At 63.1% G+C, this 11,717-nt stretch carries 9 protein-coding genes; all 9 read right to left on the bottom strand.

Annotated features, from left to right (window positions below; translation table 11 throughout):
- Position 1: 1 nt before the first annotated feature.
- Positions 2-2,164: an HDOD domain-containing protein gene (locus tag CSQ93_RS00640; protein WP_233515974.1), complete on the bottom strand. Its 2,163-nt coding sequence runs from the start codon at positions 2,162-2,164 to the stop codon at positions 2-4.
- Positions 2,165-2,367: 203 nt separating this feature from the next.
- Complete coding sequence (locus CSQ93_RS00635; RefSeq protein ID WP_199534204.1) at positions 2,368-3,648, bottom strand: multidrug effflux MFS transporter; 1,281 nt, start codon at positions 3,646-3,648, stop codon at positions 2,368-2,370.
- Between the two features lie 74 nt (positions 3,649-3,722).
- Positions 3,723-4,928 carry a THUMP domain-containing class I SAM-dependent RNA methyltransferase gene (locus CSQ93_RS00630; RefSeq protein ID WP_374106359.1) on the bottom strand — a complete coding sequence of 402 codons (1,206 nt, stop codon included), beginning with the start codon at positions 4,926-4,928 and terminating at the stop codon, positions 3,723-3,725.
- A gap of 101 nt (positions 4,929-5,029) precedes the next feature.
- Positions 5,030-5,644, bottom strand: a complete 615-nt coding sequence (locus CSQ93_RS00625) for a 2-hydroxychromene-2-carboxylate isomerase (RefSeq protein WP_099376292.1) — start codon at positions 5,642-5,644, stop codon at positions 5,030-5,032.
- Between the two features lie 10 nt (positions 5,645-5,654).
- Complete coding sequence (locus CSQ93_RS00620) at positions 5,655-6,092, bottom strand: CopD family protein (protein WP_099376291.1); 438 nt, start codon at positions 6,090-6,092, stop codon at positions 5,655-5,657.
- Positions 6,093-6,162: 70 nt separating this feature from the next.
- The gene (locus tag CSQ93_RS00615) at positions 6,163-7,434 is read right to left on the bottom strand and encodes a glutamate-5-semialdehyde dehydrogenase (RefSeq protein ID WP_099376290.1); all 1,272 of its coding nucleotides are present in this window, start codon (positions 7,432-7,434) and stop codon (positions 6,163-6,165) included.
- A gap of 17 nt (positions 7,435-7,451) precedes the next feature.
- Positions 7,452-8,468 carry a DNA polymerase III subunit delta gene (holA, locus tag CSQ93_RS00610; RefSeq protein WP_099376289.1) on the bottom strand — a complete coding sequence of 339 codons (1,017 nt, stop codon included), beginning with the start codon at positions 8,466-8,468 and terminating at the stop codon, positions 7,452-7,454.
- A 10-nt stretch (positions 8,469-8,478) separates the two neighbouring features.
- The gene (locus CSQ93_RS00605; protein ID WP_099376288.1) at positions 8,479-9,069 is read right to left on the bottom strand and encodes an LPS-assembly lipoprotein LptE; all 591 of its coding nucleotides are present in this window, start codon (positions 9,067-9,069) and stop codon (positions 8,479-8,481) included.
- A 2-nt stretch (positions 9,070-9,071) separates the two neighbouring features.
- Positions 9,072-11,711: a leucine--tRNA ligase gene (gene leuS, locus CSQ93_RS00600; RefSeq protein ID WP_099376667.1), complete on the bottom strand. Its 2,640-nt coding sequence runs from the start codon at positions 11,709-11,711 to the stop codon at positions 9,072-9,074.
- Positions 11,712-11,717 lie beyond the last annotated feature (6 nt).

The following is an 11,717-nucleotide window of genomic DNA, read 5'->3' as shown; positions in this document are numbered from 1 at the left end:
GTTACGAAGACAAGGCTGTATTGCCGGGCGCGGGCAGCGCGGTTGCAGCGCTCGCCGGCACGGGAATGGGCAGTAGAATTTCAAACGAGGTGCCGGACTTGCTGCTGCGGCAGCCGATCACGCCATGCAGGCGCGTGACCAGGTCATGCACGATGGACAAGCCCAGGCCGTGATGCGCCCCTTGCTTGCTGCTGCGCACAGGGGAAAACAGATTGGCCAGCACTTCCGGCGCCAGGCCGGCGCCATTGTCGCTGACGCACAGTTCCAGGTACAGGCGGCGGTCGCGGTTGACGTGGCCACGGTTCGCCACTTCGATGCGTCCGCCATCGGGCAAGGCTTCGACGGCGTTTTTCAGCAGGTTGAGCAGGATTTGCTTGAGCATGTCGGCATCGGCCTCCACCTCGCATGGCGCATCCTGCATGCGCGTGACCACTTCGATCTTCGACGGCAGGAAGTCGGTGGCGCGGAACAATCGCAGCACGTCGTCGACCACGCGCGCGCAATCGGTCACGCCGCTGGCCGGCACCGGCTGCAGATCGGCCAGGCCGCTGATCAACTGGCCGACGCGATCGATTTCCTCGTTCAGGATAGCCATCTCGCCGATGACCGGCTCCTGCTTCTCCAGCTTGTGATCGAGCACGCTCAGGTAATTCTTGATGATGGACAGCGGGTTATTCACCTCATGCACGACGCGGCGCGACGCGGCGCGGTACTCCTCGGCCACGTGATCGAGCTGGCGCCGTGCCAGGCCGCGCGCGCTGAGGGCCGTTTCCAGCGCCGTGGCGGCCTGGTTGGCATAGGCGCGCAGGAAACCCTCGCGCTTCTGGCAAGAAGGAATCTGCCACGCGGCCACGCCGCCAATCAGCACGCCAAGGCTGCGCTGGCCCGCCACCAGCGGCACGCAGACCAGGCTGTCGGTGCCGAGAATGCGGAACAGCTGCTCCTCGACGATGCCCAGCGCCGGCATGTCGCGTTTCAGGAACGCCAGCTGGCACTCCAGCGCCGAGGCGGCCAGGGGGCCACCCTTGGCCAGCGGGATCGAGAAGCCGGCCAGGCGATGCTGATGTTCGCCCGCCGCCACGCCCACCAGCGCATGGCCGGTCGGGTTTTGCAGCAGGATGACGGCGGTGTCGAAATCGAACAGGATGCGCGCCGAGCGCGTGATGGCTTCGAGCAGGCTGCTCTCGCCCTGTTGCCGGGCGAAGGTCTGGCCCACTTCGGACACCAGCACCATGTTGCGCACTTCATCGGACAGGCGCTGCTGCACCGGATCGACGGCTGGCGGCGCATACGCGGGCGGCGTGGCGATATCGTCCGCGCCGGCCAGGTCGATGCCCAGGTGCTGCGCGGCCTGCGCCACCTGGCGCGCGACGCTGCCGGCCAGGTCTTGCAGTACCTCGGCGTCCAGCGCGCACAGGCTTGCCGCCTGCGCAATGGACTCGGCCTCGTCCGCATCGTCGGCATGGCAGCACAGCAGGTGCGCCAGGCGCACGATGCGGATCAGGGGATGGCTCGCTTCCAGGCGAGCCAGCGGTTCATGGTGATACAGCACGCTGTCGGCCAGGAAGGAATCGAGATGCCAGCGCTCGATCAGCCAGGCGCCCGCTTCGGCATGCGTGATCTGCAAGGTGCGCTGCTCCACCGCGCACAGGGCGGCATCGTCGCGCGCCGTGAAATTGAATGCGTATTCCTTCGGCGCCGTGGCCAGCAAGGCCAGACGGCCCACATTGTGCAGCAAGCCGGCCAGATACGCTTCCTCGACGTGCGGATACGCCATGGCCTTGGCCAGCGCGCGCGCCATGACGGCGGCCGACAGCGAACTTTTCCAGAAGGCGCGCAAATCCGTGCTGCCGGAATGGGGGAAGCTGTTGAAGGTCTGGAAGACGGATTCGCTGATGACCAGGGTCTTGATCATGTCCGTGCCCAGCGACACGAGCGATTGCTCCAGGCTGACGACCTTGCTCTGGCGATGGTAGGCCGAGCTGTTGGCCACGCCGAGGATCTTGCTGGTCATGCCCGCATCCTTGGCGATCAGCGCGGCCAGCTCCGGCATGCCGGCATCGTCGGCCTGCAGGTGGGCGATCAGCTTGATGAGGATCTGCGGCATGGCCGGCAGGCGGGCAATCAGCAGGCGATTGCGAATATCTTGATCAGATTGATGCATCGTATCAGGCATTGCCGGTTCGAAAAGGATGAGCGCTTAGCAGCGAAGCGCGGCCACGTTCAGAGGAATCCTCCACTCCTGTAACCAAAAAAACTATTGCCTGAGAGGATGCCGGGAAAGAAGTCATCTTATCATAAGCGCCGGATATTACTTGCAATATAGAAAATTAAGTTGAAATAAATCTAGCGTTCTGCAGTGGAAACTTATGCCTTGAAGGAACCCAGCAAACGGTGGCGGAAGCGCCGCGATATCAGCCACAGGGCCAGCGCCAGGCCCGTAAACGCCAGCTGGCCCGATGCCAGCCACAGCACGGAGCCGGACAGCAGCGGCGAAATCACGCCGGCCACCACGGCGCCCAGCAAGGTGCTGGCAAACGACTGGCAGGAAGCGACCGTGCCGCGGATATGCGGGAACAGGTCGAGCGCCAACAGGGTCGCGCCCGGCCCCACCAGCGACATGCCGAAGGTGTAGAAGAACAGGGGTAGCACCGACCAGGGCAACGATGGCGGCAGGAACAGGTGATACACGACATTGACGCTGGCGGCGCACAGCAGGAAGGCAAAGCCGATGCCAATCTGGCGCGCGAACGTGATTCTGCCGGCGATGCGGTTGGCCGCTGCGGCGCCCATGAAGATGCCGCTCACGCAGGGAATGAACAGCCAGGCGAATTGCGATGGCCCCAGGCCCAGCTGCTTGGGCAGCATTTCCGGCGCGGCCGTGATGAACAGGAACAGGCCCGCGAAATTGAGGGCGACGATGCCAGCCTTGATGTGGAACAGGGGCGAGCGCAGGATCTGGCCATAGCTCGACGCGAGGAAGCGGGGATTGAACGGCTGGCGCTTTTCCATCGGCAGGGTTTCTGGCAGGCGCCAGTAGCAGAACGCCAGCAACACCACTGTGTAAAAGGCGAGGAACAGGAAGATCGAGCGCCAGTCAAACCAGATGACGATCCAGCCACCGAGAATCGGCGCCACGGCCGGGGCGATGGAAAAGATCATCGTCACCAGCGACAGCAGCCGCGCCGCCGCCGCATCGGCGTACAGGTCGCGGATGATGGCGCGGCTGATCACCACGCCGGCGCCGGCCGACACGCCCTGCATGATGCGGAAGAACCACAGGTAGTGCACCGTGTGCGCCGATGCGCAGCCGAGCGAGCCGATGGCAAACATCAGCAAGGACACGAGAATGACGTTGCGCCGGCCGAAGGTATCCGAGATCGCGCCATGCCACAGCACCATGCCGGCAAAGGCCAGCATGTAGAACGTCAGCGACTGCTGCACTTCCAGCGGCGACGCCTGCAGCGAACCCTGGATCGCGCCAAACGCGGGCAGATAGGTGTCGATCGACAGGGGACCCAGCATCGACAGCCCGGCCAGCATCATGGCCAGCGCACCGCGGCTCAGCGGCGCCATGTGGCTCGGTGTGGGGGGCGGAACGGGCGTGACCGGGTCGGGCGGCACATCGGCCGGAGGGGTGGGAAACATGGCGGATCCAAAGTGGCGCGCGGACCGACATCGGTCCGCGCGCGGGGTTACTGCGGGGGTCTTGCGGTGAACGCTTACTGCTGTGGTTTCGGCTTCGCCTCTTCACGGCGGTTGTATCCGGCCACCATATCGAAGCGGAACAAGCGGCATTCCAGCGCGCCGTTGAAGAATGGCGTCTTGCGCGCTTCTTTCAAACGCAGCAGCTTGGGCAAGCCCAGGTCGGCCGTGAACAGGAACACGGTCCAGCCGGCGAAACGCTGCTTCAGGGTCGTGCCCATGGCCGAATAGAAGGACGTCGACAGTTCATCTTCCGGGATGGTGCTGTCGCCGCGCACGCCGATACGCTCGCCGTACGGCGGGTTGGTCAGCATGATGCCCGGCACGTCGCTTGGCGGCTTGACTTCCTGCGCCTCGATCTGTTTCAGGGGCACGTCGAAACGCACGCCGGCGCAGCGCAGGTTATGGCGCGTCATGGCGACCATGTCACCCGAGATGTCGCTGCCGAAAATGGTCGGTTCGGCCGGCAACGGATTGACCTTGATGGCGTTTTTCATGGCATTCCACGGTGCCGGATCAAAGTCGTGGAAGTTTTCAAACGCGAACTGGCGCGAGGCACCTGGCGGAATTCCCTGCAGCATCTGCGCCGCTTCGGCCAGGATGGTGCCGGAACCGCACATCGGGTCGAACAGCACCATGCCAGGCTTCCAGCCCGACACGCGCAGCAGGCCGGCGGCCAGGTTTTCGCGCAGCGGCGCGTCGCCCGTCTCTTCGCGCCAGCCGCGCTTGAACAGGGCTTCACCCGACGTATCGAGGTAGACGGTAAACGTGTGCGCATCGAGGAAGCCGACGATGCGCATGTCCGGCGTCTTGGTGTTGACCGATGGACGCTCGTTGAACTGGTCGCGGAAGCGGTCGCAGATCGCATCCTTGATTTTCAGGGTCGTGAATTCCAGGCTGCGCAGCGGCGATTTGACGGCCGTGACGTCGACGCGGATCGTGTGGTGCACGCCGAACCAGTCTTCCCAGGATTGCGCCAGGGTCAGGTCATAGATATCGTTTTCCGTCTTGTAGCCGGAATGGGCCATGCGCATCAGCACGCGCGAAGCGATGCGCGAATGCAGGTTGATACGGTAGGAGTCCAGCAGGTCGCCCGAGCAGTGTACGCCGCCCGGCACCTGGTTGTGGACCTTCATGGTCGAACTATCCTGGGCGATCTCGCCCAGTTCCTCGGCCAGCGCCGCTTCCATGCCGCGCGGGCATGGGCAAAAATATGAAGCCATGGTTGGTGTACCCTTATTCCATTGTGTTGAACGCCCGCTAAATTACAGGCGCTGCTTACTACGTTAAAAAATACTACGTTTAAAAAACTGCTTTTGCCTGACTACCCTGCCAGCGCCCGCTCGACAAAATCGAGGCGGTCCTGGCCCCAGTACCCGTCGCCATCGACGATGTACCACGGCGAGCCGAAAACGCTGGCGGCGGTAGCCGCTTCCGTGTTGGCATCGTACTCGGCCTGCACGCTGGCCGTTTCCGACGTTTTCAGCAACTGGCGGCCATCGAAACCGGCGTCAAAGGCGATCTGCACCAGCGTTTCCTCGTCGCCGATGTTGCGCTCTTCGGCCCACAGCCCGCGCATGATGGCGTGCGCCAGGTTCAGCGATGCCTCCACGCCGTGCGCCAGGCGCGTGGCGATGATCAGCTTGGCCGAGGCTTCCGGCGACACGGGGAAGAACTTCGGCTGCAGGGTCAATGGCACTTGCAAAAAGGCCGACCAGCGCGCCAGTTCGGCCAGGCGATATGCCTGGCGCTGCGGTGCGCGCTTGGCCAGCGGCAGCCCGCCCGACACGCTGAAGACCTTGCCCAGGTCGAAGGGACGCACGTCGATCTGGGCGCCCGTCTTCGCGGCGATGGCCATCAGGCGCGCGTGGCCCAGGTAAGTCCATGGCGAGTGGGGCGCGAAGAAATACTGCACGACTTTGTTTTGACTTGCACTCATCTCGACTCCCTTAGAAAGGCTTGACCACGACCAGCACGACGACGGCCAGCAGCATCACCACCGGCACTTCGTTAAAATAGCGGAACCACTTGTGGCTGCGTTTATTCAGGCCTTTTTCAAACTTGCGCAGGATGGAACCGCAGGCGTGGTGATAGCCGAGCAGCAGCACCACGAATGTCAGCTTGGCGTGCATCCAGCCCGGCATCTTCATGCGGCCTTCGCCCCCGCCATACAGCATCCACATCAACGCCAGCCCCAGCACCATGGCCGGCAGCGCCAGCAGCGACATGAAGCGGTACAGCTTGCGCGCCATCAGCAGCAGGCGCTCGGTGGCGACCGTTTCCGTCTCCATCGCCAGGTTCACGAAGATGCGCGGCAAGTAAAACAGGCCGGCGAACCAGGACATGACGAAGATGATGTGGAAGGCTTTGGTCCAGAGAAAGAGCATGGGGTTTCCAGTGTCGGAGGTGGAGAAAAACGAGAGCACGGGCCGCCTCGTGGGCAGCCCGCGAAAGAAACTATTTACGTACTTCGCCGTGGCCAAAGACCACGTACTTGAGCGAGGTCAGGCCTTCCAGTCCCACCGGTCCGCGCGCATGCAGCTTGTCGTTCGAGATGCCGATTTCGGCGCCCAGGCCATATTCGAAACCGTCGGCGAAACGCGTCGACGCGTTCACCATCACCGAGGCGGAATCGACTTCGCGCAGGAAGCGCAGCGCATCGCTGTAGTCTTCCGTGATGATCGATTCCGTATGCTTCGATGAATACCGGTTGATGTGGTCCATCGCTTCGTCGATGCCGTCGACCACTTTCACCGACAGGATGGCCGCCAGGTATTCGGTGGACCAGTCTTCCTCGGTGGCGGGCACCAGGTGCGGATAAGCAGCGGCGGCCAGGATCGCATGGCTTTCCGGATCGGCGCGCAGTTCCACCTGCTTGGTCAAATACAGTTCGGCCAGTTGCGGCAGCACGATAGCGGCGACGGCGCGCGACACCAGCAGGGTTTCCATGGTGTTGCAGGTGCCGTAGCGGTGGCACTTCGCGTTGAAGCCGATATCGATCGCCTTTTTGATATCGGCCTTGGCGTCGATATACACATGGCAGATGCCATCGAGGTGCTTGATCATCGGCACGGTGGCCTCGGCCATCAGGCGTGCGATCAGGCCCTTGCCGCCGCGCGGCACGATGACGTCGACGAATTGCGGCATGGTGATCAGGGCGCCGACGGCGGCACGGTCGGTGGTGTCGATGACTTGCACGGCATCGGCCGGCAGGCCTGCTCCCTGCAAACCCTCCGCCACCAGCTTGGCCAGCGCGCGGTTGCAGTGTATCGCTTCCGAACCGCCGCGCAAGATCGTCGCGTTGCCGCTCTTGATGCACAGGCCGGCCGCGTCCACTGTCACGTTCGGACGCGCTTCATAGATGATGCCGATGACACCCAGCGGCACTCGCATCTGGCCCACCTGGATGCCCGTCGGACGGAACTTCATGTTCGAGATTTCGCCGATCGGATCGGCCAGTGAGACGATCTGCGTCAAGCCTTCGACCATGGTGGCAATGGCGGCGTCGGACAGGGTCAGGCGGTCGAGCATGGCCGGCGCCAGACCGGCGGCAGCAGCCGCATCGAGATCGCGCTGGTTCGCCGCGCGCAGCAGGTCGGCATCGCGCACGATGGCGGCGGCGATCAGGCTCAAGGCGCGGTTGCGCGTGGCGCTGTCGGCACGCGCCATGGCGCGCGAGGCGGCGCGCGCGCGCGTGCCCACGTCCTGCATATATTCTGTGATGTCCATGCTCGTATCCATAAAAGTTAACCCTTGGCGATCTTCAGGCCCAGCTGCAGCATGGCGTCCCAGGCGTCGCCCGCGTAGCCCTTGGCGCGCAAGCCCTTGATCATCTTGTCCACCTGCGCCGCCTGCTGCAGCGCCGCCTCCAGCACGGGCAGCGAAATGCGCCGCAGGGCCGGTTCCATCATCCGCTCGCGCGGACCCCAGATGCGGTGTTCCTTCAGCAGCGCGCCCAATGGACGCCCTTGCGCCATGCCGGCCTTCAATTTTAACAGCGTGCGGATTTCTTCGGAGACGGCCCACAAGACCAGCGGCAGCGCCTCGCCCTCGCCCTTCAAGCCTTCGAGCATGCGCACCAGGCGCGCCGGGTCGCCAGCCAGCATGGCTTCGGACAGTTTGAAGACATCATAGCGGGCCACGTTCAGCACCGCGTCCTGCACTTGTTCGTACGTCAGCTTGCCCGCGGCATGCAGCAGGCCCAGTTTCTGGATTTCCTGGTGCGCCGCCAGCAAATTGCCTTCCACCCGTTCGGCGATGAAGTCGATGCTGGCCCGTTCGGCGCTTTGCCCCTGCGCGGCCAGGCGCTGGGATATCCAGGCCGGCAACTGCGCCCGTTCCACATTCGGAATGTCGATATACACGGCCGCCTGCTGCAGGCTGGCGACCCAGGCCGCCTTCTGCGTGGCCCAGTCCAGCTTGGGCAAGGTGATCAGGGTCAGGTTGTCGGGGCTGAGGTTTTTCGCGTAGCTTTGCAGCGCCGCACCGCCATCCTTGCCCGGCTTGCCGGTGGGGATGCGCAGCTCGATCAGTTTTTTATCGCCGAACAGCGACAGCTCCTGGTTCGCCGCCAGCAGTTCGCCCCACTTGAAGCTGCGCTCCACCGTCAGCACGTCGCGCTCGGAGTAACCCTGCGCGCGCGCCGCGCGGCGGATCTTGTCGGCCGCTTCCAGCGCCAGCAAGTGTTCGTCGCTGGTGATCACATACAGCTGCGCCAGCGGCTTGGCCACATGCCCATCGAGCGCGTCTATCCGCAATTGCATGGCGTCCCCGTTACTGCTGCGGGGCTGCCGGCGCGACCGGCGTCACGGGCGCCACCGACATGGCCGGCAGCACCGGCTTGATGGCGGCCAGACGGCGCATGATCTGCTGCACCAGGTCGTTGCGCATGTCGCGGTACAGCGCCGCTTCTTCCGTTTCCTTGGCCAGTACCTGCGATTCGTCGAAGGTAATCGGACGCACCAGGCTGATGGTCGTCGGTGCCAGCAACTGGTTGCCGGCCTTGTCCACCACGCGGAAATTGATCGAATAGCCAAGTTGGTACTCTTGCACGCGGCCATTTTTGTTCAGCGACAAAATGGTCTTGGTACGATTCCTCTCCGGGTCGTTGAGCACTTCAAGGACGGCGTCGGCGCCATCCTTGGTACTCACCACCTCCGTGCTGCCAATGGCGCGGATATAGCGCTTCAGGCCGATCGCCAGCGGCGACGTGTCGGGCAAGCCGATGTACATCGTCGCGAACGGCAGCATGAAACTGCCGTTCGAACCGCGCAAATGAAAGCCGCAGGCCGACAGCAAAACAGTCAGGCCCAACGCCAGCACGGCACGGCGGCCCAACAGCGATACTTGAGAGGAAGTCGTCATGATTACACCACGATGCTGATTAACTTGCCTGGCACGACGATGATCTTCTTCGGCGTGGTCTCGACGTACTTCTGCACACTTTCGCACGCCAGCGCAGCCGCTTCGATGCTGGCCTTGTCCGCATCCTTGGACACCGTGATCGAGCCGCGCAGCTTGCCGTTCACCTGGATCATCATCTCGATCTCGGACTGTTCCAATGCTTGCGGGTCGACTTGCGGCCAGGCGACGTTGAGCAGGTCGCCGTGCACGCCAGCGTAGCCCAGTTCCTGCCACAGCACGTGGGTGATGTGCGGCGCGACAGGGTTCAACAGACGCAGGAAGATGGAGAAGCCTTCGGCGATCAGCGCCTTCGACTGCGCGCTGTCGTCCAGCTTGGCCGATTCCAGCGTGTTGAGCATCTTCATGCAGGCCGACACCACGGTGTTGTACTGGATGCGCTTCAAGTCGTAATCGGCTTGCTGCAGCAGCTTGTGCAATTCGCGGCGCAGGTTTTTCTGCGCGTCGCCCGTGGCCGGTGCGGCGCCGCCAGCCAGTGCGGCCTGGATCGTCGCCGACTGGGCGTAGCCGAAGTTCCACACGCGGCGCAGGAAGCGGTTCGCGCCTTCGACGCCGCTGCCCGACCATTCCAGCGTCTGTTCCGGCGGCGAGGCGAACATGGTGAACAGGCGGGCCGTGTCGGCGCCGTACTGCTCGATCTGCGCTTGCGGGTCGATGCCGTTGTTCTTCGACTTCGACATTTTTTCCGTGCCGCCGATTTCCACCGGCTGGCCGTCGGCCACCAGGACGGCGCTTTGCGGACGGCCCTTGTCATCGAGCGACAGGCGCACGTCGTCCGGGTTGAACCAGGTGGTCTTGCCCACCGCGTCCTTGCGGAAATACGTTTCGTTGAGCACCATGCCTTGCGTCAGCAGGTTGACGAACGGCTCGTCGAACTTGACCAGGCCGAAGTCGCGCATGATCTTGGTCCAGAAGCGCGCGTACAGCAAGTGCATGACGGCGTGTTCAATGCCGCCGATGTACTGGTCCATCGGCATCCAGTAATCGTTGCGCGCGTCGACCATGGCGTCGTTCGAACCTGGCGAGGTATAGCGCATGTAGTACCACGACGAATCGACGAAAGTATCCATGGTGTCCGTCTCGCGGCGCGCCGGCTTGCCGCACTGCGGGCAGTCGCACTGCAGGAAGGCTTCATATTTATTCAGCGGATTGCCCGTGCCGTCCGGCACGCAGTCTTCCGGCAGCACCACCGGCAGATCTTTTTCCGGCACCGGCACCACGCCGCAGTCAAGGCAATGGATCATCGGGATCGGCGTGCCCCAGTAGCGCTGACGCGAAATGCCCCAGTCGCGCAGGCGGAACGTGGTTTTCTTTTCGCCCAGACCCAGTTCAGCCAGGTCGGCGGCCACCGCGTCGACGGCGGACGCGAAATGCAGGCCGTCGTATTTGCCGGAAGCGACGCAGACGCCATCCTTGCTGCCATACGATTCTTGCCACGCATCGGTGGAGAATTCGTGGCCCTTGACTTCGATGACTTGCTTGATCGGCAGGTCATATTTCTTGGCAAAGCCGAAATCGCGTTCGTCATGCGCCGGCACGCCCATCACGGCACCATCGCCGTAGGTGATCAGCACGTAGTTGCCGACCCACACTTCCACTTGCGCGCCCGTCAGCGGATGGGTGACGAACAGGCCCGTCGGCATGCCCTTCTTCTCCATCGTTGCCATGTCCGCTTCGATCACGGAACCGAGCTTGCATTCGGCGTTGAAGGCGGCCAGCGCAGGATTCGTTTGCGCGGCGTGGATGGCCAGCGGGTGCTCGGCGGCCACGGCGCAGAAGGTCACGCCCATGACGGTGTCCGGACGGGTGGTAAACACATACAGCTTGCCGTCGCCGATCAGGCTGCCTTCGGCATCCTTGATCTGGTGCGGGAAGGCGAAGCGCACGCCCGTCGACTTGCCGATCCAGTTGGTCTGCATGATGCGCACGCGCTCGGGCCAGCCCGGCAGCTTGTCATCCACATACGCCAGCAATTCTTCCGCATAGTCGGTGATGCGCGCGTAGTACATGGGGATTTCGCGCTTTTCGATCAGCGCGCCCGAACGCCAGCCGCGGCCATCGACGACTTGTTCGTTGGCCAGCACGGTCTGGTCGATCGGATCCCAGTTCACGGTACCGGTTTTCTTGTAGATGATGCCTTTTTCCAGCATCTTGAGGAACATCCACTGGTTCCATTTGTAGTATTCGGGCTTGCAGGCGGTCATTTCGCGCGACCAGTCGATGGCCAGGCCCATCGATTCCATCTGCTGCTTCATGTGGGCGATGTTCGAATACGTCCATTGCGCGGGCGGCACGTTGTTGGCCATGGCCGCGTTTTCCGCCGGCATGCCGAACGCATCCCAGCCCATCGGCATGAGCACGTTGTAGCCGTTCATGCGCAGGTAGCGGTACATCACGTCATTGATCGTATAGTTGCGCACGTGACCCATGTGCAGCTTGCCCGAAGGGTAAGGCAGCATCGAGCAGGCAAAATACTTGCCTTTTGGGAAACGCGGGTCGTGTTCGACGGCTTTATAGGCGTCGATCGCCTTCCAGTGCGATTGGGCGGCTTGTTCGACGTCGGCGGGACTATATTTATCTTGCATGATGAT

The organism is Janthinobacterium sp. BJB426, from assembly GCF_002735705.1.
Taxonomy (GTDB): domain Bacteria; phylum Pseudomonadota; class Gammaproteobacteria; order Burkholderiales; family Burkholderiaceae_D; genus Janthinobacterium.
Note: the sequence above shows the minus strand (reverse complement) of the source record. Positions and strands in the feature narration are given on the sequence as shown.

Bases quoted from the DNA above. Each gene is read 5' to 3' on its own strand.
- CSQ93_RS00640 (WP_233515974.1), bottom strand. From the start codon at position 2,164: ATGCATCAATCTGATCAAGATATTCGCAATCGCCTGCTGATTGCCCGC.
- CSQ93_RS00625 (WP_099376292.1), bottom strand. From the start codon at position 5,644: ATGAGTGCAAGTCAAAACAAAGTCGTGCAGTATTTCTTCGCGCCCCAC.
- CSQ93_RS00620 (WP_099376291.1), bottom strand. From the start codon at position 6,092: ATGCTCTTTCTCTGGACCAAAGCCTTCCACATCATCTTCGTCATGTCC.
- CSQ93_RS00615 (WP_099376290.1), bottom strand. From the start codon at position 7,434: ATGGACATCACAGAATATATGCAGGACGTGGGCACGCGCGCGCGCGCC.
- CSQ93_RS00630 (WP_374106359.1), bottom strand. From the start codon at position 4,928: ATGGCTTCATATTTTTGCCCATGCCCGCGCGGCATGGAAGCGGCGCTG.
- CSQ93_RS00635 (WP_199534204.1), bottom strand. From the start codon at position 3,648: ATGTTTCCCACCCCTCCGGCCGATGTGCCGCCCGACCCGGTCACGCCC.
- holA (WP_099376289.1), bottom strand. From the start codon at position 8,468: ATGCAATTGCGGATAGACGCGCTCGATGGGCATGTGGCCAAGCCGCTG.
- leuS (WP_099376667.1), bottom strand. From the start codon at position 11,711: ATGCAAGATAAATATAGTCCCGCCGACGTCGAACAAGCCGCCCAATCG.
- CSQ93_RS00605 (WP_099376288.1), bottom strand. From the start codon at position 9,069: ATGACGACTTCCTCTCAAGTATCGCTGTTGGGCCGCCGTGCCGTGCTG.